This window comes from Janthinobacterium sp. GW821-FHT03A03, from assembly GCF_059421435.1.
Map to the genome: position 1 here is coordinate 24,343 of NZ_JBWKUZ010000026.1, position 20,738 is coordinate 45,080.

The following is a 20,738-nucleotide window of genomic DNA, read 5'->3' on the forward strand; positions in this document are numbered from 1 at the left end:
CGAGTATTTGATTAATCAATCCATGTAACCGCAAGCGTTCCGCATCCTCATGCTAGAACAGCTCGATGTCGCCGCTTTCCAAATGCTGTTGACTGACAGCCTTGCGCAGCACGCTGCGCAACTCCAGGCTTTGAATCGCCAGCGCCATGCTGACCCGCCCCAGCAAGGCGACAATTTCTTCGTTGTCGCTTTCCGGCAGCATCTCAGCGCCGTGCGACCCCAGGGTACCGAGAAACTCGCGCAAGCCCGTCACCCGTTTCAGGGTGCGCTCGATCAGCTGGCTCGTCATGTCCTGAAACTGCATGCTGGTGATGGCCGCGTTCACGTAGCCGCCCACCTCGTCCTGCAGCGCCAGCAATTTTTCCCGCTGCTCTTCCGCCGGCACGCCGCCTTCCAGCAGCAGGGCGATGGTGTCTTGCTGCGCCGCGACGGCCGCATGGATGGCCATGAAATTGAAGGACAGCTTCTCAATCGCCTCTTCCAGCAAGATGCCAGTCTGCACCAGGTCGGTTTCTACCTCCGTCAAGTGCTTGCGGCCATGGTCCGACACGCCAGACAGCAGGCGCTTTACATGCGAGCCAAGTATTTTCTTTCTTGTCATAAAGGTCTCATTGTTTCAATACACCACGCGCTGACCAGCCATGCGCGCTATTTTTTTGCCGCAGCCGGGCCGTGAACGGCCGCCGCGGGGGGCGGCGCGCCGGCCGCCAGCCCGGAGGCGACTGCGGCACTGGCCGCATCGGTCACCGGCAACTCGATCGCCGAACCATCGCGCAGGACGTTTTCCTCCGTGCGCTTGTTCATGACGATGATGCTGATGCGCCGGTTGATCGGGTTGAACGGGTCCAGCTTGTCCAGGTGGGCGGCCGAGCCGAGTCCCACGACGCGCAATACCTTGTCTTCATTCATGCCGCCGATAACCAGTTCGCGCCGCGACGCATTCGCGCGGTCGGCCGACAGCTCCCAGTTGCTGTAGCCGGCATCGCTCATGTAAGGCGTCGAATCCGTATGGCCTGACAGGCCGATGCGGTTTGGCACCTCGTTGAGCACAAAGCCGATGGCGTGCAGGATTTCCTTGGTGTACGGTTGCAGATTGGCGTTGGCCAGCGCGAACATGGGGCGGTTCTGCTCGTCGACAATCTGGATGCGCAAGCCTTCGCTGGTGATATCGAGCAGCAGCTGGTTCTTGTATTTTTTCAGCAGCGGATTGGCGTCAATGGTCGCCTCGATGCGCGCTTTCAGCGCCTGCAGGCGCCGGCCTTCCTCGCGCTCGAGCGCGGCCTTGGCCGAATTGAGGTCGAAGGATTTGCGCTGCTGCTCTTCCTGCGCCTTGCGCACCTGGCCGTCCTGGCGCGACAGATCCTGGCCGCCGCCCTGGATCACGGAATTGCTCTCGCCGCTGCCGGAGCCGCCGGCCATCGCCACCTTCAGCGGCGTCTTGAAGAATTCGGAGATGCCGTTCAAGTCGCCCTTCGAGGTCGAGCCCAGCAGCCACATCAGAAGGAAGAAGGCCATCATGGCCGTGACAAAGTCGGCATAGGCGATTTTCCACGCCCCGCCATGGTGCCCGCCAGCCGTCTTCTTGATGCGCTTGACGATAATCGGGCGCATTCCTTCATCGGCCATGGCGTTCCCCTTCCCTGTGCTGCAATTGACTCATGATATCCAGGCGTGCCTTCACTGCTTACTTCGTTTTCGATTTCTTGATGTGCTCTTCCAGCTCGTTGAACGTCGGGCGCTCGGTCGAGAACAGCACCTTGCGGCCGAACTCCACGGCCAGCGCCGGCGCATAACCATTCAGGCTGGCCAGCAGGGTCACTTTCACGCACTGGAACATCTTGCTCGACTCTTCCAGCTTCTGCTCCAGCAGGCTGGCCAGCGGCCCCACGAAACCATAAGCCAGCAGAATGCCGAGAAAGGTGCCAACCAGCGCGTGCGCGATCAGCATGCCCAGCTCGGCCGGCGGTATGCCCACCGATTCCATCGTGTGCACCACCCCCATGACGGCGGCGACGATACCGAAAGCGGGCAAGCCGTCGCCCACCTTGGCGATCACGTGGGCCGGCACGGCGCCTTCGTGATGGTGCGTCTCGATCTCGTTATCCATCAGGTTTTCGATCTGGAACGCATCCATATTGCCCGATACCATCAGGCGCAGGTAGTCAGTCATGAATTCGACGATATGGTGATCGGCCAGCACGGCCGGATACTTGGAAAACAGCGGGCTCTCCTCCGGCTTGTCGATATCGCCTTCGATCGACATCAAGCCTTCCTTGCGCACCTTGCTGAGCACTTCGAACAACAGCGACATCAGCTCCATGTACAGTTCCTTGGTGTAGCGCGAGCCCTTGAACAGGCTGGGCAAGGCTGCGATCGTCGCCTTGATCGCCTTGTTATTGTTACCAACAAGGAAGGCGCCCAGGGCCGCGCCGCCGATCATCAGCAGTTCCAGCGGCTGAAACAGCGCCGCCAGATGGCCGCCCGCCAGCGCAAAGCCGCCAAAGACCGAGGCGCAGACGATGATGTATCCGATTATGACTAACAAGTGCCCTGACTCCCAATTAGGGCCGGGCTCGCGCGCCCGGCATGCTCAAACCAGTTCCCGGCAGCCGGCGGCTGTGCCACCGGCGGGGAACAGCGACAAGAAAGTAACCAAAAGTTAATTGAAATGGCCTGCATTTCAACACAATTTCAACAAAATGCCGTGTGGAACTACAATAACGTGAGATTGTCCTCCGGGCAAGCAAATAACGCAGACAATTGCTTAAAAGCACCATAAGTAGAGCAAGGGGCCACCCTCTGTGGCGGCAATGGTCTTATCGGGCTCGCGCGCCGCAATCTTGAATTCGTAACTAAGAAGCATGCCACCGGGCAACATTTCCCTTTCAGCCTTGATCCACAGGGCTTGCATCGCGGCTGGCGACAGGTAGGCAAACACCACATCGTAGTGGCCGAAATCGAGCGTCTCGTAGTCGCCGCGCAGAAAGCGCGCGCGGCTGCCGCTCGCCAGTGCGCGCAGCCGGCTCAGCAACCAAGGCAGGGGCGCCAGCTCGATACCGCAGCATTGCCCATCGGGGCGGCGCCGCGCCAGGTCCAGCACCAGGCCGCCCAGGCCGCTGCCGATGTCGACGAAGCGCACGCCGGGCCTATCGGCAATCAGCTGCGCCACGGCCTGCCACACGGCCGGTCCCGATGGATAAAACGGCACTTGCGTGCGAAACGTGGACCAGTACAGGCTCAGCAAGAAGACAAACACCAGCAGAAAAAAGACCGGCGGCAAGGCCAGCAAGCTGGCGCCCAGCAGGGCCGGCGCGAACAGCAAGCCGATCGCGCACCACCAGCGCGCCAGCCCCGCGCGCCACGTGATGAGCGCCGCCAGCACGCCTTGCAGCAACGCCACCACCGGCAGCGACATGCGCACGCCGGCGCGCGCCAGGCCATAGACGAGCAGCAGCATCAGGGGTACGGCCAGCACCTGGATCAGCAGGGCCTTGAGCGCGGGCGCGCGCAGGATTTGTCGCAGCATGGGCAGGCAGGGGAAGAAAAACGCCAGTGTAAGCGAAAGCACCATGAAAAAACCGGAGACCGGTCTGGCGACCGGCTCCGGCTTTCACTATGAAGATGATAGGGACGGATGCGTCAGACGGCCAGGCCGGAAGGCATTGCCGCCGCCACATCGCGCGCCTTCTTGGTCTTGCCGGCACGCGAAGGCATGTGGCACAGGCCGCAGACATAATCGGCGTTCAGGTCGAGGCAGTTGACGACAAACTTGCCGCCGCATTTGCCGCAGGGCGCCATGTCCAGCATCTTGCTGCTGAAGAAACGCACCAGCGTCCAGGCGCGGGTCAGCGACAGCAGCGGCTCTTCGCCCGCCTCCGGCGGCATCTGCTCCAGGTACAACTTGTACGCCTTCATCACCGCCTCGATGCCGGTCGCACCGGCGTGGTCGACGAGGAACTTGTGGATATTGATGAACAGCGAGGAATGGATATTCGGCTGCCAGGTGAGGAACCAGTCGGTGGAAAACGGCAGCATGCCCTTGGGCGGGGAGACGCCCTTCAATTCCTTGTACAAATTCAACAGGCGCTCGCGCGACAGCGAGACTTCGGTCTCCAGCAGTTGCAGGCGGGCGCCAAGCTGTATCAATTCGATGGCCAGCTGGATTTCCTGCGCTTCCGATACGACACTTTTCTTGGCCATGCTGTGTGCTCCACGACTGACTGATGCTGACTAACTGATACTGACTGCTACTGACTAAAGGGCTGCCAGCAAAACGTTCAGGGCAAGGCGCGTTGCGAATGTACGGCGAGGCAATGCAACGCAGCCATGGACGTTTTGACGGAAACCTTAAGCGATTTCTTCGACGCCCTGGCCGGCCATGAGGATGGCGGCGTGCGACTGGGCCAGCGAGCGGTCTTTATTGTAATTCGTCAGCATGCCAAGGATGGCACTGTCGTCGAAGCGGAAGCGGGCCAGCATCATGTTGCCACCAGCCAACTTCAGGATCTGCGCATTGCTCATGCCTTCGATCAATTCTGCGATTTCAGCGGAGATACCCAGACGGAAGATGGCCGTTACCTTGTCCGCACGAATCATTTGCTGAGCCAGCATCAGGTAGCTCAGGTTAGCGTCGCGAATCTCAGCCATCATATCGTTAGCAGTCATTTCCATCTCCTCAATCCGTTGAATTCAGCTGGCCTTGTGTGTTGCCAGTGAGATACATTCTGCAGGAGCAACATCAAACGCAACAGAGGCCTAGCGCTGTATTTTTGGTCGGGGAATTGCGGATAGGGTCGTAGGTGTTTGTCTGACAAACACTGCTCGACCATGGTCGCACGCCAGTAAGGGCGCGGATTGTAGAGATGTGCAAGGAGCCGGATTTGCCTGACTTTTCGCTTGCAATGAAATCACTTTTTTACAACAACTTGACCTTAATCAAGCCCACTAACTGAGGTAACGGCAGCTTCGGCGGGAACTTTAGGCTCTTTTTTTAAAATATTTAAAAAGTACGTTGCATGCCCGACGGAGTTCCACCCTTCATGTAATCGTTGACGGCGGCAATTTGCAGAACTTTAGGGCTGCTTGAAAAATATTTCAAAAAATCGTGATTTTTTTCGTTGACGCCCCTCAAGCACGCATTTTCCCGTCACATTTTCATGCTGGCAAACACGCTTGGAGGCAGGGATTTGCTACACTGCCGCAACCGCACGATACTTTAAGCCTCAAGCAATATCGTGCCATCCTGATAAGTCTCAACATGAAAGCCACCATGATTTCTCAACATGACTGCCGTGCGCGCGACCTCGACGATCCCCTGGCGCCACTGCGCCTGCAGTTCGACCTGCCCGCTGGCGTGATTTACCTCGACGGCAACTCGCTGGGCGCGCGGCCGAAGGCGGCGCTGGAGCGCGCCTGCCAGGTCATCACCGCCGAATGGGGCAAGGACCTGATCCGCAGCTGGAATACGGCCGGCTGGTTCGACCTGCCCAAGCGCCTGGGTAACCGCCTGGCACCGCTGCTGGGCGCGCAGGCGGGTGAAGTCGTCATCACCGACACCACCTCCGTCAATCTGTTCAAGGCCCTGGCCGCCGCCCTGCAGATGCAGGCCAGCGATCCCGCGCGCGCCGCGCGGCGCATCATCGTCAGCGAGCGCAGCAACTTCCCCACCGACCTGTACATGGCGCAAGGCCTGTCCGCCTGGCTGGACCGCGGCTACCAGTTGCACCTGGTCGACAGCCCGGACGAACTGGCGCAAGCCATCGATGCCGATTGCGCCGTCGCCATGCTCACGCACGTCAATTACCGCACCGGCTACCAGCACGACATGGCCGCCGTCAGCAGCCACTGCCACGCGCAAGGCGCACTGGCGCTGTGGGACCTGGCCCATTCGGCCGGCGCCGTACCGCTGGACCTGAACGGCGCCGGTGCCGACCTGGCCGTCGGCTGCACCTATAAATACCTGAACGGCGGCCCCGGTTCGCCCGCCTTCATCTGGGTGCCGGAAAAGCACCAGGCGCGCTTCCGCCAGCCCTTGTCCGGCTGGTGGGGCCACGCCGCGCCGTTCGCCATGGACCCGGGCTTCGCGCCCGCCGACGGCATCGCGCGCGCCCTGTGCGGCACGCAGCCCGTCATCTCGCTGGCCCTGGTCGAATGCGGCCTCGACATCTTTGCGCAAACGAGCATGGAAGCCATCCGTCGCAAGTCGCTGGCCCTGACGGATTTGTTCATCGCGCTGGTGGAACAGCGCTGCGCCAGCCATCCGCTGGGCCTCGTCACGCCGCGCGAGCATGCGCGCCGCGGCAGCCAGGTCAGCTTCACGCACCCGCACGGCTATGCCGTGATGCAGGCGCTGATCGCGCGCGGCGTGATCGGCGACTACCGCGAACCGGCCATCATGCGCTTTGGCTTTACGCCCCTGTACACGAGCTTTGCCGATGTGTGGGATGCGGTAGAAATTTTGCGCGACATCCTCGACACACTAGCCTACGACATCGCCGCCAAGCGCGACGCAGTCACCTGAACCATCCCATGAGCGACGACAAGAATATGAACAAGGAAAACACCAGCGGCTGCCCCATGCATGCCGGCGGCCAGGATGCGCAGTGGCACGGCGCGCAGATGGATTTCAGCGAATCGATGAGCTATGGCAACTACCTGGCGCTGGACCGCATCCTCACGGCCCAGCATCCGCTCTCCCCCAACCACAACGAGATGCTGTTCATCGTGCAGCACCAGACCAGCGAATTGTGGATGAAGCTGATGCTGCACGAAATGCACGCCGTGCGCGCCAACCTGCAAAGCGGCGACCTGGCGCCCGCGTTTAAAATGCTGGCCCGCGTGGCGCGCATCATGGATCAATTGGTGCATGCCTGGGACGTGCTGGCCACCATGACGCCGCCCGAATACACGGCCATCCGCCCCTACCTGGGCGCCTCGTCCGGCTTCCAGTCCTTCCAGTACCGCGAGATCGAATTCATCCTGGGGAACAAGAACGCCGCCCTGCTCAACGTGCATGCGACGGCCCCCGACACCTACAAGACGCTCGATGCCGCCCTGCGCGCGCCGTCCGTCTACGATGAAGCCATCAAGCTGCTGGCGCGCAGCGGCCTGCCCATCGCTCCCGAGCGCCTGGACGCCGACTGGACCCTGCCGACCGCCTCCGACGCGTCCGTCAAGGCGGCGTGGCTGGAAGTCTACCGCGACCCGTCGAAACACTGGGCCCTGTACGAGCTGGCCGAAAAGCTGGTCGACCTGGAAACGGCCTTCCGCTTCTGGCGCTTCCGCCACGTGACGACGGTCGAACGCATCATCGGCTTCAAGACGGGCACGGGCGGCACGGCGGGCGTGAGCTATTTGCGCAAGATGCTCGACGTGGTATTGTTCCCCGAGTTGTTCGCCCTGCGCACCGAGCTATAAAAATGCCAGACCAAATTGACTGCGCGGCGCGCCTTGCGGCCTGCGATGCTCACTGTGCATGCGCACAGCTGCGCGTCTCGGCCGCAATCCACTGCCGCCCGCTACGATTTTGCCGGGCATTCTACAAGGAGAAATGATGTCGCCTCTCGTCCTGACCCTGGCCGGCCTGTGGAATTCCGGGCCGCAGCACTGGCAAACCCATTGGGAAGCGCGCCACCCGCAATGGTCGCGCGCGCAGCACCGGGAATGGCAGACGCCGGACAAGGACGAATGGGTGGCGGAGCTGGACCGCGCCATCGCCGCCTGCGAGCGAGCGCCCGTGCTGGCCGCGCACAGCCTGGCTTGCGCGCTGGTCGCCCACTGGGCCGCCAGCGGCTCGCCGCACCGGATCGCCGGCGCCTTCCTCGTCGCCCCCAGCGACGTGGAGGCCCCGTCCTACCCGTCTGGCACCACGGGTTTCTCTCCCATGCCGCTGCAAGCCTTGCCCTTCCCCAGTCTGGTGGTGGCCAGCGGCAATGATCCCTACGTCAGCTTCACGCGCGCACGCGCGTTTGCCGCCGCCTGGGGCAGCGATTTCACCATGATCGGCGACGCCGGTCACATCAACGGCGACGCCGGTTACGGTCCCTGGCCGGAAGGCGAACAGCTGCTGCTGGACTTCTGCGCCGCGCACCAGCCCTGAACCGGGGCGTACGCGCGCGCACGATAGACGCGCCCGCATTTGCCCGCAAGTAAGAACGCAGGCAGAATCGTGGCCTTTCCATTGCGGCGCCCTGGCGCCAGCCTCACGATGAAACGTCCGCTCTTGCCAGTTCTCCTGCCCTTGCTGCTCTGCTCCGCCCTCGCCCACGGCGCGCCCTTCTACGAAGGCAAGAGCCTCGCCCATCCCGCCATCAGCGCCTCGCAGGATAGCGGCCTCGACATCGCCTTCCTCAAGGAAAAAGACGGCGTCAACGGCTATTACTGCGAATGCACGAGCGCCAGTTCGAAAACCTTCCTGCTCGACCAGTTCGGCAATGCCGTCATCCGCTCCGTCTTCTACGCGTCACTGGACAAGGAATCGGACACCAGCGTGCAAACCATGCTGGTGCTGTTCCGCCAGGGTGACAAAAACGGTCTGCGCGCCTACCGCTACCACCGCAGTTCCGGCAAGTACCGGCGCCTCGACGGCTTGCAGCCGGCACTGAACCGCATCGCGGCGCAAACCACCTTGCCCAATGCGGGCCAGGTCAAGGCGGCGCTGGCGAAACTGGCGCCCATGGACTACAGCGTCCCGCGCGGCAAGAGCGGCAATGCGGACTTCGACGCCATCGACCATACGCAAGGCAGCATCGTTGGCTACTACGGCGTCGACGGCGAGCCCATGGCGGCCGGCGGCAAGGACATCATCACCTATAAGAAGACCTTCCAGAAGAAGGGCGGGCGCTTTCTCACGGCCAGCTACACCCTGTACAGCGATGCGGGCGCCGGCATCCTGCCCAATTACCGCCTGTGGCAAGTGACGTGGGAGACGGCGCCGCAGCAATTCACCGGCAGCGCAGACGGTCCGTCCGTCATCTACAGCCTGGCCTGGGACGATGGCTCGGTGGTCGAGCGGGGCCAGTACGTGAAAGGCAAGCGCCAGGGCCTGTGGCTGCGCGAGGGCATGCACGAAGGCAGCGAAAAAGGCCATTTCGTCAACGGCCTGCAAGAAGGCATGTGGTACTTCAATTATCCCAAACAGAGCGAGAGCGGCATGTACCGCGCCGGCAAGCGCGAGGGCCGCTGGACGGTCACCAACTATGCCGACGAAGACGAGGTGACGGGTTTCGACACCTACGCCGGCGGCCAGCTGAACGGCCCGCACGAGCGCAGCATGGGCGGCAAAGTGCGCACACGCGGCAACTACGTCAACGGTTCGCGCCACGGGCCGTGGATCACGGAAGACGGCGACGGCAGCTTTGTCGACGGCTTGCGCGACGGGCCGTGGAAGCTCAGGCTCAAGGACAAGGTCACGCAAAGTGTCACTTTCGTCAAGGGCAAGAAACAGGGCGAGGCCCTCGACACGGATGCGCAAGGCGCGCTGCGCGTGCGCGACCACTACCAGGCGGGCGTGCTCGACGGCAGCCGCACGCGCTATCTGGGCCCGGCCGGCAAGGAATACGTGGTCTACACGGCCACCTACCGCAACGGCCAGCTCGATGGGCGTGAACAGGCGTTTGACGACAGCGGCAAGATCCTGCGCCTCGATACGCTGTGGGACAACGGCAAGAAGCAGGGCCTGGACGCGCGCTACTACCCGAACGGCAAGCCGGAACGCCTGGCCGTCGTCGACCAGGGGCGCCTGCTCACGCACCTGCGCGAGTACTATGAAGACGGCCAACTGCTCAACGACATCCACCGCTGCACCTTCAAGGAATACGGCAGCACGCGCGACGACGTGTGCGAGTACCACCACATGTACTACCCGGACGGCAAGCCCCAGTACTACTACGCCTTCCAGTACGGCCAGCGCCAGGAAGGCTATTCGAACTACCCGAACGGCAAGCGCAAGGATGAACTGCTGGTCGACCGCGCCACCGACACTTCCGTCGTCAATGCGTATTACGAAAGCGGCCAGCTCAAATGCACGGAGCCGCGCAGCGGCCACAGCACGCGCACGGTCAACGGCCAGACCATGATCAGCTACGCTTCGGCCGACCGCGATGGCGACAATATCTGCTACCACCCGAACGGCAAGGTGGCCAGCATCTATACCTTCCGCAAGCGCGTGCTCGTCGATTGCGGCAAGCGCTACGATGACACGGGCAAGCAGACGTTCCCGGGGCCGGAAGGCTGCCCTCCCCCCAGGAAAGTCGACTACCCGATAGGACTGTGACCATGACGCAAACAAGACAGCCGCAGCGCATCCAGAATCCCGAGCGCATCGATGCCGGGGCGATCCGCGCCGCCATCGCGGGCGGCCAAGAGGTGCTGGTGCAGTTCAATACCCTGGCCGAGCCGGCGCCGCTGCTGGCCGACCTCGACGCCCTGGCCGCCACTTGCGGCACGGCGCTGACCATCCGCATCTACGGCTACGACCCGAGAGTGTTCGATGCCCGCATCCTGCGCGCACTGCCGCATGTGGCCAGCCTGTCCATCGACTGCCACCGACAAGCCATCCATCTGGAAGCGCTGGGCGAACTGCGGCACCTGAAGCGCCTGAGCCTGGGCGTGTACGAGCTGGCGCAAGGCGACATCCTGCAACTGGACAATTTGCGCGCCCTCGAATACCTGAACCTGGGCGAATCGGCCAGGAACAATATCGACCTGGCGCCCCTGCGCCAGTATGCGCACCTGGCCAGCCTCGTCATCGAAGGCCACAGCCAGCACATCGACACCCTGGCCAGCCTGCCGGCGCTGCACGAGCTGTCGCTGTACCGCATCAAGAACAAGGTGGCGCTGGATTTTGTGTCTGGCATGGAGCGCCTGCGGCAACTGAAACTGCAGCTGGGCGGCCGCGAATCGCTGGCGGACATTGAAGCGCCTTTGCTGGAACAGCTGGAAGTGATACGCGTGCGCGGCCTGGAAACGCTGGGCGATATCGGCCGTTTCCCGCTGCTGCAGGCGCTATGGGTGGAAGACCAGATCAAGCTGCGGCAGATCGCGCTGGGGCCCAATCCCGTGCTCGAACGCCTGAACCTGCATACCTGCAAGACGCTCGACAGCCTGCCCGGCCTGGCCGCCTTGCCCGCCCTGCGCCAGCTGTCGGCGTCGGAAACCCTGCTCGACGTGGACGCACTGCTGCAGGATCTGCCCGCGTCGCTGACGCATGCGCGCCTGCGCACCGGCAGGAAAACGCGCGACGACGCCATCGCGGCGCAGCTGGCGGAGCATGGCTACGACACGCCCCGCCCGTAAGCAGCATTCCATTCCCCCCCCCCCCCCCCCCCCGGAACCCGCCCATGTACCAGCCACCCGTGCAGGAACGCATCCATCAACCGGCCCACATCGATGCCGCCGCCATCCGCGCGTGCATAGACCAGGGCGAACAGGTGGTCATTCAATTCACGCAGGAGCGCCTGCCGGCGCCACTGCTGGCCAGCCTCGATGCGCTGGCCTCCACTTGCGGAACGGCGCTGGAGATCCGCTTCTTTGGCGCCAGTACCCTGCCTTTCGACGCCCGCGTGCTGCGCGCGCTGCCGCATGCCGTCAACCTATCGCTCGATTGCCACATGCGCGCCATCCACCTGGAGCAGCTGGGCGGCCTGAGCCACTTGAAGCGCCTGTGCCTGGGCGTGCATCACCTGGCCGAAGGCGACATCCTGGCGCTGGACAACCTGCGCGGCCTGGAATCCCTGAGCCTGGAGCCAACGGCCAGGGCGCATATCGACCTGGCGCCGCTGCGGCACTGGAAGCGGCTGACGCAGCTGCATACTGCCGGCCACGCGAAAAACATCGAGGCGATCACCGCCGTGCCAACGCTGGCAAAGTTGACGCTGGCGCAGATCAAAAGCAAGGATGACGTGGACTTCATCGGCGCCATGCCGGCGCTGGAGCGGCTGTGCTTTATCCTGGGAGGGCGGACATCGATCGCCCACGTCACGGCGCCGCGGCTGCGGGAGCTTGAAGTGGCGCGCGTGCGCGGACTGGAAGACCTGGGCGACATCGGCCGCTTTCCGCACCTCGAGCGGCTGTCGGTGGAAGACCAGAGTCAGGTGAAGGAAGTACGGCTGGGCGCCAATCCGGCGCTGGCATGGCTGGTTCTGCGCAATTGCAAGGCCATCGAGCACCTGAGCGGCCTCGCGGGCTTGCCTGCGCTACAGGCGCTGGCCGTGCACATGACGCGGCTCGATATCGATGCGCTGCTGGCCGCGACCATGCCGGCCGCATTAAAGCAGCTGAGTTTTTCGACGGGAGCAAAAAAGCGCGACGACGCAATCCGCGCGCAATTGACGCAACTCGGTTACGCCAAGGCGCCCTACTATTGAAAACAGCGTTTTGAAAACGACGCTGAAATCAGCGGCTGGCCGCCAGCCTGCGTTGCCATAGCGCCACGTCGATCATCACGCCGTCCGCGCCCGTGTTGCGGATGTAGACGCGGTAGCTGCCCTGCCCCATGTCGCCATCGAGGTAGGCCGTGCGCTCGTTGCGCTGCAGCCGGGCACCCTTGGCCAGCCGGCGGTAGCGCTCGACCACCGTATCGAAACTGGCAAAGCTGCGCAGCGCCACCTCCAGGTCGCGCGGAGGGCGGCCTTCGGCCTGGTCCAGCACATTGTTCTGCTTCTTGCCCTTGAGCGTGAGCGGATAGGCAAACACCCCGGCGCCGGCCGACGTGAGCACCGTCGATTTGTCGAGCAGCAGCGGCAGCAGCGCCGGCGGATACGCTGGCGGCAGCTGGGCGCGGTTCCAGCCCGGCAGCGCCGGCTGCGCCAGCACATATTCGACGCTGGCGATCTTTTGCCCGCCGGCGCCCGCCTCCTTGTCGGCGGCGATCAGCGCCAGCATGGGCGGCAGCTGCCTGGCCCAGGCCAGCAGGGGCGCCGCCTCGCCGACCAGCATGCCCTTGCGGTGAAAAACCGTCAACACGGCGTTCGGGTCGGGATTGCACACCTTGGCCAGCGGCCGGCCCTCCAGGCGGCAATGGCCGTTGACCAGGCCAAAGGCGATGATCGCGCCGCGCTTGTCGAGCAGCATGGCGCCCCGTTCACGCCCCTGCTTGCGGTCATTCATCGACGCCAGCAGCTGGCGCCCGTCCGGCAGCGGCGTACGCGTGGCGTCGCGCTTTTCGCTGATCGCCTCGAGCGCCTGCTCCAGCAGCAGTTCATCGTCTTCCGTGTAGCTGCCGCGCGCATAGCCGAAGAAATCGAACAGGGCGGCGCGCACCTGCGCATCGTCGCTCAGGCGCGGCAAGGGGCCGCCGGCCAGCAGGGAAGACAGGCTTGTCCCGGCCGGCGCCGATGGCGCCGCAGTGGCGCGGGCGGGCTGGCAAAGGACGCAGGCCGCCGCCAGCAAGGCGCCGCCCAGGGTGCGGTAGTTCGAAAAGGTGATATGCATGATTCTGTCTGTCGGGAGATTTGGCCGCTACCGTGGCCACCGGCCACGCATGGCGCGCCGGCGATTCTAGCATGGCGCCAGCGCCCATGCCGTGCGGCTGGCGGACGGCGCGCACACCGGCGGGCTGGTATGATGGCCGCGATGATGATCCTCTCCCCCGCCCCGACGCTGCTTGTCCTCCTGCCCGGCATGGACGGCACGGCACGGCTGTTCCGGCATTTTGACGCCGCCTTGCGCGCGCAGACGGCCATCATTACCCAGGCCATCGCCTATCCCGCGGCACCGCTGGACTATGCGGCGCTGGAAGCGTTTGTGCGCGAGCGCTTGCCGCAGGACAGCCCTTTCGTCGTGCTGGCTGAATCGTTTTCGGGACCGCTGGGCGCCGCCCTGCGCGCCGATCCGCCGCCCGGCATGCGCGCCCTGATCCTGTGCTGTTCGTTTGTGCGCAATCCGCGCCCGCTGCTGGCGCCGCTGCGCCACCTGCTGGACCTGGTCCCCTTTGGCGCCCTGCCCGGCTTCGTCCTGCGCCAGGCGCTGCTGGCGCCGTATGCGACGCCGGCACTGCAGGCGGAACTGGCAGCGGCGCTGGCGCAAGTGCCGCCGAGCGTGCTGCGCCGACGCTTGCGCGCCGTGCTGGAAACGGACGCTTCGCCCAGCTTCGCGCGCGGCAGCCTGCCCGTGCTGTATCTGCGCGCCCGCCATGACCGTCTGGTGCCGCCGGCGAACGCCATGCAGGTACAGCGATTGGCGCCGGGCGCGCAACTGGCAGATATCGCCGCGCCGCACATGCTGCTGCAGGCGGCGCCGGCAGCGGCCGCCGACGCCGTTGCCGCCTTTATCGACGGCCTGTCAGACCCGCAGGCGCTCAACTAACCGCGCGCTGGCCAGCACGGCCAGCCAGCTCAAGCCGCCCGAGAGCACGCTGAAGTAGATGGCCCGCAGCGGATGCTGCGGCAGCAGATAGGCCAGCACCGCCGCGCACAGCAGACCGCACAGCACAGGCTTCCACCGGCCAGGCGGCAGCAGCGCCAGCAGCAGATTCGTGCCCGCATACACGTAAAACACCAGCAGCAAGGCCAGGCCGCCGGCCACGCCGCGCGAGCCAAGGCTGCCGAACAGCTGCGTGTACAGATAAAACCCCAGCCAGCTCAATGCGATAAACAGCAGGCAGCCCAGCGCATGCGCGCCCAGGCCGGCCATCAGGCGGATTTTCACGGTTGCTTGAGTACAGGAATGAAGCGGTGGCCGCAGGCATGGCACATGAAGGTACGCGCATATTTATCCTGCAAGGCGGCGGCCTCCTTGTCCCAATTGGCGACGAAGGACGTTTGCGACAAGGCGACGGAGACGACACCCCCTGCCACGAAGATCCAGAACAGGCCATTTGCGCCAGCCTGGTAAAAGATGACGGCGGCGATGACAAAAATGATCATGCCCAACACGATCAGCCCTACCTTCTGGTGGGTCTGCATCGTCGGCCCGGCGGTCTGGCGCGACAACAAGGTCTGGCTGCGCGTATGCGCATGACCGTGGATGAAATCACCATCGATCCTGCCCGAGATATGGGTAGAGGTGCCGGAAATGCCGGAGGCATGCACCATCGAGAGACGTTGAATATTGGAACTGTCACATGCCGGGCAATGCGCCATTGCTATTTCCATAAAATAAAATAATCGCGCACTGTAGCATAAAAAAAGCCGGCCCTTTCGCGCAGAAAGGGCCGGCTTGATGACGTTTGCAGCTAAGCGATTACTTCGCCGTATTGAGCAGCAATTCGTTCAGGCGCTTGACGAAACTGGCCGGGTCGGCCAGCGAACCGCCTTCGGCCAGCATGGCCTGGTCGAACAGGATGTTGGCCCAGTCGCCGAACTTGCCGCCTTCCGCGTCTTCATACTTCAAACGCGTCACCAGCGGATGGTTCGGGTTGATTTCCAAAATCGGCTTCGATTCCGGCGCGCTCTGGCCAGCAGCTTTGAGCATGCGCAGCAGGTTGCCCGACAATTCGTTTTCATCGGCCACCAGGCAGGCTGGCGAATCGGTCAGGCGGAACGTGACGCGCACGTCCTTGGCCTTGTCGGCCAGCACGGTCTTCATCTTGCCCACCAGGTCGGCGTACGAGGTTTCCGTTTCTTCGTGCTCTTTCTTTTCCGCTTCGTCTTCCAACGCGCCCAGGTCCAGGCCGCCCTTGGCGACGGAGACCAGTTCCTTGCCTTCGACATCCTGCAGGAAGGACAGCATCCATTCATCGACGCGGTCCGTCAGCAGCAGCACTTCGACGCCCTTCTTGCGGAAGATTTCCAGGTGCGGGCTGTTTTTCGCGGCGGCGTAGTTGTCGGCCGTGACGTAGTAGATCTTGTCCTGGCCTTCCTTCATGCGCGCCACGTAGTCGGCGAACGAGGTGACTTGCTCGTCGCTGTCGTTGGCCGTCGAGGCAAAGCGCAGCAGCTTGGCCAGGCGTTCCTTGTTGGCCGCGTCCTCGCCGATGCCCTCTTTCAGCACCTGGCCGAATTCCTTCCAGAAGACGGCGTACTTGTCTTTTTTATCCTGCTCGTCCGCATTCGCCAGTTCTTCCAGCATGCCCAGCACGCGCTTGGTCGAGCCTTCGCGGATAACCTTGACGTCGCGCGACTCCTGCAGGATTTCGCGCGACACGTTCAGCGGCAGGTCGGCCGAATCGATCACCCCGCGCACGAAGCGCAGGTACGTTGGCATCAGCTGCTCGGCATCGTCCATGATGAAGACGCGCTTGACGTACAGCTTGATGCCGCCGCGCTTGTTGCGGTCCCACATGTCGAACGGCGCCTTGGCCGGGATGTACAGCAGCTGCGTGTATTCGCTGCGGCCTTCCACGCGGTTGTGCGTGTGCGTCAGCGGCGACTGGAAGTCGTGCGACACGTGCTTGTAGAATTCGTCGTACTGTTCCGGCGTGATGTCGGCCTTGTTGCGGGCCCACAGGGCACTGGCCTGGTTGACGGTTTCGAATTCGTCCTTCAGGACGGTTTCTTTCTTCTCGTCGTCCCACTCTTCCTTCCGCATCACGATCGGCAGCGAGATATGGTCCGAGTACTTGCGGATGATGGACTTGATCTTCCAGCTCGACAGCAATTCGTCCTCGCCTTCGCGCAGGTGCAGGATGATGTCCGTGCCGCGCGACGGCTTGTCGATGGTTTCGATGCTGTAGTCGCCTTCGCCCGCCGACTCCCAGCGCACGCCTTCGGCAGCGTCCACGCCGGCGCGGCGCGTTTCGACGGTGATCTTGTCGGCGACGATGAAGCCGGAATAGAAGCCCACGCCGAACTGGCCGATCAGGGCCGCGTCCTGCTGCTGGTCGCCCGACAGCTTGCCGAAGAATTCCTTGGTGCCCGACTTGGCGATGGTGCCCAGGTGCGAGATCGCCTCGTCGCGGGTCATGCCGATGCCGTTGTCGGAAATGGTGATGGTGCGCGCATCCTTGTCGAAGCTGACCTTGATCTTCAATTCGTGATCGTTGCCGTACAGGGCGTCGTTATCGATCGCTTCGAAGCGCAATTTATCGGCCGCGTCGGACGCGTTCGAGATCAATTCGCGCAGGAAGATTTCCTTGTTCGAGTACAGGGAATGGATCATCAGGTGCAGCATTTGCTTCACTTCGGTCTGAAAACCCAGGGTTTGCTTTTCGGAGACAGCCATTTTTACCTCATAGTCTTGTGGATGGGACGGATTTTACGGAGTTGGGGATGGTACAGGCGATTTCAAGGCGTCCCTGCACAAATGTGCAGACGGGATGGCGTGCGCCTGTTCCGCAACAGTAATAGCAAAAACGATAACAAAGCAATCTGATCAATTGAGCGCCTTGCAGGCAGCACCGACATTAATATTGACTTTCCATCATTATAAATAAAGAAGGGGATAGTCATGAAATGCCTGTCGAAGATGTCCGCTGATACGCGCATACCGCTGTCCTGGGCTGCGCCGGGTTGCATGCAAACAGCGATTTCACGCCCTCGAGAAAATCCCACCCGCCAGCACAACGCATTCGCGCGGGTCCTGTGCTCCGGTGTGCTGGCCGGCATGCTGGCGCTGCCTGCGATGGTGCACGCGACCATAATCGAATTCAGCGTCAGCGGCATCGTCGCCAAAGGCGAGGACCACTTGCTCCTGTTCTCCACGGGGGAGTCGATAGTCGGCAAGCCGTATACGATGAAGTTCCTGCTCGACACGTCGACGCTCGCCGAGAGTCAGTCCGGGAACATCCATGGCGCCAGTAACTCAAGCAATGGCGCTCCCGCGTATTTTTCCGGCGAGATCACGATGGGCAGCCGCCGCTACAACTGGACCCCGGATCCCACCAGTCACGCCAGCACGTATTTGCGACCGCCAAGCAATATCTTGATGCTCAGTTCCGGTGGCTACAGCGACAGCTATGGACAGTACAATGTGTCGTCCATGCTCGACGTGTCCACCGGCGGCTTAACGCCTTACTTTGACACCGCGGAGTTTGAACAGCGCATCGAATTCAAGGATTTCTTCGACCCCTGGGGCTACAGTGCCGAATTCCAGCTGACATATACAACTCCGCGCTATCCGGACGACCATGGCCCTTACGTCGGCAAGACCAATTTCGTCGGCACCGGCACCTACGCCCTGTGGCGAGTCGTCGAGGTGCCGGAACCCGCGCAGGCCGGCATGCTGCTGGCCGGCGCGGCGCTGCTGGCGGCTGTGACAGGCCGCCAGCGCCGACGCGCCTGAACAACGGCGCGCGCGGCACGAAGCCAGGCGCCGCGTTGCTGGCTGGCGCATGCCGATGAGACAGCGGCGCCAGCCTATCCCAGCGCGCGGTCGAAAAATGCCCACACCCGCTCGTCCTGCACCGTGGCCAGGTTCAGGCGCATGCAGGTCGACGGCAGCTGGCGCGGCGAAAACAGGCTGCCGGGACCGAGCACCAGGCCTTCGGCCAGCGCTCTTTCGGCCAGCACATTCGTGTCGCAGCCCGCGTCGGCCCAGATGAACATCCCGGCCGGCGCGGGATCGAAGCGCAGGCCCGCCCGCTCGGCGCGGCGGTACGTGCCCTCGCGCACCTTGTCCAGGCGAGCGCGCAGGCGCTCCGCATGCTTGCGGTACAGGCCCTGCGAGAGGATTTTATACACCACGCGTTCGCCGATGTCGCTGGTGGTGAGCGTGGCCAGCATCTTGCGGTCGGCCAGCCGCTGCGCCCATTCAGGCGAGGTGGCGATGAAGCCCACGCGCAGGTTGGCCGACAGGCTCTTGGAAAAGCCGCCCAGGTAAATCACGCGGCGCAGCTGGTCCAGCGCGGCCAGGCGCGTGGCCGCCTGCACGCTGCCGCCCGGATGCATGTCGCAATAGATGTCGTCCTCGACCACCAGGAAGTCGTGCTGCTCGGCCAGGCGCAGCACCTGGAAGGCCTTGGCCGCCGACAGCGAGCCGGAGCCGGGATTGTGCAGCACCGAATTGATCACGTACAGCTTGGGCCGGTGCAGCGCCGCCATTTCGGCCAGCACGGCGATGTCGGGACCGTCGCCCAGGCGCGGCACGCCGACCACCTTCATGCCCATGGCGGCGAAGGCGCCGAACATCAGCCAGTAGGCGGGGTCGTCGACCAGGATGGTGTCGCCGGGACGCGTGAATTCGCGCGCCACCAGGTCCAGCGCCTGCATCACGCCCACCGTGGTGACGATCTGCTCGGGCGGGCAGGCGATTTCGAGACTCGCCAGTTTCAGCTGCAACTGTTGCCTCAACGGCAAGAAACCCTGCGGCGCGCCGTAGCTGAGCATGTGCGCGCTCGGCTGACGGCTGACATCGCGCAAGGCGCGCGCCACGAGTTCACCGTCCAGCCATTCCGGCGGCAGCATGCCGGAGCCTGGCGCGGGGATCGCTGGCGTCTGGCGGAACATATTGCGGATCAGCCATACCACATCGAACTTTTGCGCGCCCGCGTCTTCCTGCGCGCCACGCGACTGCGGCACAAGGGCATTGAGCGGCGAGCGCTCGCGCACGAAAAATCCGGCGCCGCGCCGCGATTCCAGATAGTCGCGCGCCACCAGCTTGTCGTAGCTGGCCACCACCGTGGCGCACGACACGTTCAGGCTGGCCGCGCACTGGCGGATCGAGGGCATGCGCGCGCCGCCGCGCAGCAGCTTGTCGTCGATGCGCGCCGCTACCGAGCGGACGATCTGGTCGATCAGGGTTTCGCCCGAGGCGCGCGACAGCAAGGGCAGCGCTGGTGTGGCCGGTGTATTACTCATATGACCATTACAGTATGTGAAATTATGCGTTGAAGTGTATTTGTACTGTACTGCTATTCCCGCCTAGGATAGCAGTATGGAGCATACAAATCCATGCCTTTCCCTTACCGCACGCACCAGGAAACCCATGTCTTCACACACAAGCACCGCCGCCCCTACCGCCCACCCGCCCCGCCTTCGCGACGACCGCAAGGGCTTGCTGCTGGGCCTGATCGCCGTCGCCCTGTTCAGCCTGACCCTGCCCTTCACGCGCCTGGCCGTAGCCGAACTCGATCCCACCTTTGTCGCCCTGGGCCGCGCACTGGTGGCCGCCGGCCTGGCCGGCCTGTGGCTATGGCATGCGCGGGCGCCGTTGCCGCGCCGTGAACAATGGCTGCCGCTGGCCCTGGTGTCGCTGGGCTGCGTGCTGGGCTTTCCCTGGCTGACGTCGATCGCCATGCGCAGCCTGCCCGCCTCGCACGGCGCCGTCCTGGTCGGCATCCTGCCGCTGGCGACGGCCGCGTTTGCCGTGCTGCGCGGCAAGGAACGTCCGTCTGCGGGCTTCTGGCTGATGGCCCTGCTCGGCACGGCGCTGGTGGTGGTGTTCGCGCTACGCCAGGGCGGCGGCAGCTTTCACCTGGCCGACGTGCTGATGTTCGCCGCCGTGCTGCTCGGCGCACTCGGCTATGCGGAAGGGGGGCGCCTGGCGCAAGCCATGCCGGGCCAGCACGTCATTTCCTGGGCCCTGCTGCTGGCCGTGCCCTTTGTCCTGCCCGTGGTGCTGTGGAGCGCCTGGCCGCAGCGCGCGCTGATGGCGCAGGCCAGCGCCGCCGCCTGGCTGGGCTTTGCCTATATTTCCGTGATTTCCATGTTCATCGGCTTCTTTTTCTGGTACCGGGGCATGGCGCTGGGCGGCGTGGCCCGCGTCGGACAGACGCAGCTGCTGCAGCCCTTCCTCACCCTGCTGGGCGCCGCCGTGCTGCTGGGCGAGCCACTGACGGGTTCCAGCCTGCTGTTTGCCGGCGCCGTGATCGCCGTGGTGGCGGCCGGGCGCAAGCTGAAATAAAGCGCCATGAATACGGCGCT

The 20,738-nt window shown here is 63.6% G+C and carries 20 protein-coding genes; 9 read left to right on the forward strand and 11 right to left on the reverse strand.

The genetic code is table 11. The features are described 5' to 3' along the window. Nucleotides 1-52: 52 nt before the first annotated feature. The 6 genes from AC07VI_RS26965 to flhD all read right to left on the reverse strand — a co-directional run bounded on the left by AC07VI_RS26965 (nucleotide 53) and on the right by flhD (nucleotide 4,665). A complete protein-coding gene (locus AC07VI_RS26965; protein ID WP_086146178.1) occupies nucleotides 53-601 on the reverse strand; it encodes a chemotaxis protein in 549 nt (182 codons plus the stop codon). Nucleotides 602-648: 47 nt separating this feature from the next. Further along, a complete protein-coding gene (motB, locus tag AC07VI_RS26970) occupies nucleotides 649-1,626 on the reverse strand; it encodes a flagellar motor protein MotB (protein WP_492993355.1) in 978 nt (325 codons plus the stop codon). 58 nt (nucleotides 1,627-1,684) lie between these two features. Continuing rightward, nucleotides 1,685-2,545 carry a flagellar motor stator protein MotA gene (gene motA / locus AC07VI_RS26975; RefSeq protein WP_076570761.1) on the reverse strand — a complete coding sequence of 287 codons (861 nt, stop codon included), beginning with the start codon at nucleotides 2,543-2,545 and terminating at the stop codon, nucleotides 1,685-1,687. Nucleotides 2,546-2,764: 219 nt separating this feature from the next. Beyond that, entirely contained in the window at nucleotides 2,765-3,526 is a 762-nt protein-coding gene (locus AC07VI_RS26980; RefSeq protein ID WP_099420303.1) for a class I SAM-dependent methyltransferase, read from the reverse strand. Between the two features lie 113 nt (nucleotides 3,527-3,639). Continuing rightward, nucleotides 3,640-4,200: a flagellar transcriptional regulator FlhC gene (gene flhC, locus AC07VI_RS26985; RefSeq protein ID WP_086146180.1), complete on the reverse strand. Its 561-nt coding sequence runs from the start codon at nucleotides 4,198-4,200 to the stop codon at nucleotides 3,640-3,642. A 147-nt stretch (nucleotides 4,201-4,347) separates the two neighbouring features. Further along, nucleotides 4,348-4,665, reverse strand: a complete 318-nt coding sequence (gene flhD, locus AC07VI_RS26990) for a flagellar transcriptional regulator FlhD (RefSeq protein ID WP_076570756.1) — start codon at nucleotides 4,663-4,665, stop codon at nucleotides 4,348-4,350. A gap of 604 nt (nucleotides 4,666-5,269) precedes the next feature. Between flhD and kynU the strand changes: the two genes are divergently transcribed. The 6 genes from kynU to AC07VI_RS27020 all read left to right on the forward strand — a co-directional run bounded on the left by kynU (nucleotide 5,270) and on the right by AC07VI_RS27020 (nucleotide 12,365). Then, nucleotides 5,270-6,520: a kynureninase gene (kynU, locus tag AC07VI_RS26995; protein ID WP_099420297.1), complete on the forward strand. Its 1,251-nt coding sequence runs from the start codon at nucleotides 5,270-5,272 to the stop codon at nucleotides 6,518-6,520. An 8-nt stretch (nucleotides 6,521-6,528) separates the two neighbouring features. Next, nucleotides 6,529-7,416, forward strand: a complete 888-nt coding sequence (kynA, locus tag AC07VI_RS27000; protein ID WP_099375531.1) for a tryptophan 2,3-dioxygenase — start codon at nucleotides 6,529-6,531, stop codon at nucleotides 7,414-7,416. A gap of 136 nt (nucleotides 7,417-7,552) precedes the next feature. Further along, the gene (locus tag AC07VI_RS27005; protein ID WP_099420304.1) at nucleotides 7,553-8,098 is read left to right on the forward strand and encodes an RBBP9/YdeN family alpha/beta hydrolase; all 546 of its coding nucleotides are present in this window, start codon (nucleotides 7,553-7,555) and stop codon (nucleotides 8,096-8,098) included. A 108-nt stretch (nucleotides 8,099-8,206) separates the two neighbouring features. Further along, complete coding sequence (locus tag AC07VI_RS27010) at nucleotides 8,207-10,273, forward strand: toxin-antitoxin system YwqK family antitoxin (protein ID WP_139842513.1); 2,067 nt, start codon at nucleotides 8,207-8,209, stop codon at nucleotides 10,271-10,273. A gap of 2 nt (nucleotides 10,274-10,275) precedes the next feature. Further along, complete coding sequence (locus AC07VI_RS27015; protein WP_099375529.1) at nucleotides 10,276-11,295, forward strand: leucine-rich repeat domain-containing protein; 1,020 nt, start codon at nucleotides 10,276-10,278, stop codon at nucleotides 11,293-11,295. Between the two features lie 44 nt (nucleotides 11,296-11,339). Continuing rightward, nucleotides 11,340-12,365: a hypothetical protein gene (locus tag AC07VI_RS27020; protein WP_492993350.1), complete on the forward strand. Its 1,026-nt coding sequence runs from the start codon at nucleotides 11,340-11,342 to the stop codon at nucleotides 12,363-12,365. 28 nt (nucleotides 12,366-12,393) lie between these two features. Here the strand turns inward: AC07VI_RS27020 and AC07VI_RS27025 are convergent, their stop codons facing one another. Next, complete coding sequence (locus AC07VI_RS27025; RefSeq protein ID WP_086146184.1) at nucleotides 12,394-13,431, reverse strand: hypothetical protein; 1,038 nt, start codon at nucleotides 13,429-13,431, stop codon at nucleotides 12,394-12,396. Nucleotides 13,432-13,572: 141 nt separating this feature from the next. On the opposite strand from AC07VI_RS27025, the gene AC07VI_RS27030 reads away from it, so the two are divergent. After that, nucleotides 13,573-14,304, forward strand: a complete 732-nt coding sequence (locus AC07VI_RS27030) for an alpha/beta fold hydrolase (protein WP_226936421.1) — start codon at nucleotides 13,573-13,575, stop codon at nucleotides 14,302-14,304. On the opposite strand, the gene AC07VI_RS27035 is transcribed toward AC07VI_RS27030, so the two are convergent. From AC07VI_RS27035 to htpG, 3 genes are all read right to left on the reverse strand, one after another. After that, a complete protein-coding gene (locus AC07VI_RS27035) occupies nucleotides 14,281-14,646 on the reverse strand; it encodes a hypothetical protein (RefSeq protein WP_086146185.1) in 366 nt (121 codons plus the stop codon). The genes AC07VI_RS27030 and AC07VI_RS27035 overlap by 24 nt on opposite strands. Beyond that, a complete protein-coding gene (locus tag AC07VI_RS27040) occupies nucleotides 14,643-15,080 on the reverse strand; it encodes a hypothetical protein (RefSeq protein WP_139842515.1) in 438 nt (145 codons plus the stop codon). The genes AC07VI_RS27035 and AC07VI_RS27040 overlap by 4 nt, the downstream gene beginning before the upstream one ends. A 100-nt stretch (nucleotides 15,081-15,180) precedes the next feature. Then, the gene (gene htpG / locus AC07VI_RS27045) at nucleotides 15,181-17,100 is read right to left on the reverse strand and encodes a molecular chaperone HtpG (RefSeq protein WP_099420954.1); all 1,920 of its coding nucleotides are present in this window, start codon (nucleotides 17,098-17,100) and stop codon (nucleotides 15,181-15,183) included. A gap of 225 nt (nucleotides 17,101-17,325) precedes the next feature. On the opposite strand from htpG, the gene AC07VI_RS27050 reads away from it, so the two are divergent. Continuing rightward, complete coding sequence (locus AC07VI_RS27050) at nucleotides 17,326-18,159, forward strand: PEP-CTERM sorting domain-containing protein (protein ID WP_139842516.1); 834 nt, start codon at nucleotides 17,326-17,328, stop codon at nucleotides 18,157-18,159. Nucleotides 18,160-18,233: 74 nt separating this feature from the next. Here AC07VI_RS27050 and AC07VI_RS27055 read toward each other — a convergent pair whose 3' ends face one another. After that, complete coding sequence (locus AC07VI_RS27055) at nucleotides 18,234-19,673, reverse strand: aminotransferase-like domain-containing protein (RefSeq protein WP_492993346.1); 1,440 nt, start codon at nucleotides 19,671-19,673, stop codon at nucleotides 18,234-18,236. Nucleotides 19,674-19,800: 127 nt separating this feature from the next. Here AC07VI_RS27055 and AC07VI_RS27060 point away from each other — a divergent pair, with 127 nt between their 5' ends. Further along, nucleotides 19,801-20,718 carry a DMT family transporter gene (locus AC07VI_RS27060; protein WP_492993344.1) on the forward strand — a complete coding sequence of 306 codons (918 nt, stop codon included), beginning with the start codon at nucleotides 19,801-19,803 and terminating at the stop codon, nucleotides 20,716-20,718. The last annotated feature ends 20 nt before the right edge of the window (nucleotides 20,719-20,738 follow it).

Bases quoted from the DNA above. Each gene is read 5' to 3' on its own strand.
- AC07VI_RS26965 (WP_086146178.1), bottom strand. From the start codon at position 601: ATGACAAGAAAGAAAATACTTGGCTCGCATGTAAAGCGCCTGCTGTCT.
- motB (WP_492993355.1), bottom strand. From the start codon at position 1,626: ATGGCCGATGAAGGAATGCGCCCGATTATCGTCAAGCGCATCAAGAAG.
- AC07VI_RS26980 (WP_099420303.1), bottom strand. From the start codon at position 3,526: ATGCTGCGACAAATCCTGCGCGCGCCCGCGCTCAAGGCCCTGCTGATC.
- flhC (WP_086146180.1), bottom strand. From the start codon at position 4,200: ATGGCCAAGAAAAGTGTCGTATCGGAAGCGCAGGAAATCCAGCTGGCC.
- flhD (WP_076570756.1), bottom strand. From the start codon at position 4,665: ATGACTGCTAACGATATGATGGCTGAGATTCGCGACGCTAACCTGAGC.
- kynU (WP_099420297.1), top strand. From the start codon at position 5,270: ATGATTTCTCAACATGACTGCCGTGCGCGCGACCTCGACGATCCCCTG.
- kynA (WP_099375531.1), top strand. From the start codon at position 6,529: ATGAGCGACGACAAGAATATGAACAAGGAAAACACCAGCGGCTGCCCC.
- AC07VI_RS27005 (WP_099420304.1), top strand. From the start codon at position 7,553: ATGTCGCCTCTCGTCCTGACCCTGGCCGGCCTGTGGAATTCCGGGCCG.
- AC07VI_RS27010 (WP_139842513.1), top strand. From the start codon at position 8,207: ATGAAACGTCCGCTCTTGCCAGTTCTCCTGCCCTTGCTGCTCTGCTCC.
- AC07VI_RS27015 (WP_099375529.1), top strand. From the start codon at position 10,276: ATGACGCAAACAAGACAGCCGCAGCGCATCCAGAATCCCGAGCGCATC.
- AC07VI_RS27020 (WP_492993350.1), top strand. From the start codon at position 11,340: ATGTACCAGCCACCCGTGCAGGAACGCATCCATCAACCGGCCCACATC.
- AC07VI_RS27025 (WP_086146184.1), bottom strand. From the start codon at position 13,431: ATGCATATCACCTTTTCGAACTACCGCACCCTGGGCGGCGCCTTGCTG.
- AC07VI_RS27030 (WP_226936421.1), top strand. From the start codon at position 13,573: ATGATGATCCTCTCCCCCGCCCCGACGCTGCTTGTCCTCCTGCCCGGC.
- AC07VI_RS27040 (WP_139842515.1), bottom strand. From the start codon at position 15,080: ATGGCGCATTGCCCGGCATGTGACAGTTCCAATATTCAACGTCTCTCG.
- htpG (WP_099420954.1), bottom strand. From the start codon at position 17,100: ATGGCTGTCTCCGAAAAGCAAACCCTGGGTTTTCAGACCGAAGTGAAG.
- AC07VI_RS27050 (WP_139842516.1), top strand. From the start codon at position 17,326: ATGAAATGCCTGTCGAAGATGTCCGCTGATACGCGCATACCGCTGTCC.
- AC07VI_RS27055 (WP_492993346.1), bottom strand. From the start codon at position 19,673: ATGAGTAATACACCGGCCACACCAGCGCTGCCCTTGCTGTCGCGCGCC.
- AC07VI_RS27060 (WP_492993344.1), top strand. From the start codon at position 19,801: ATGTCTTCACACACAAGCACCGCCGCCCCTACCGCCCACCCGCCCCGC.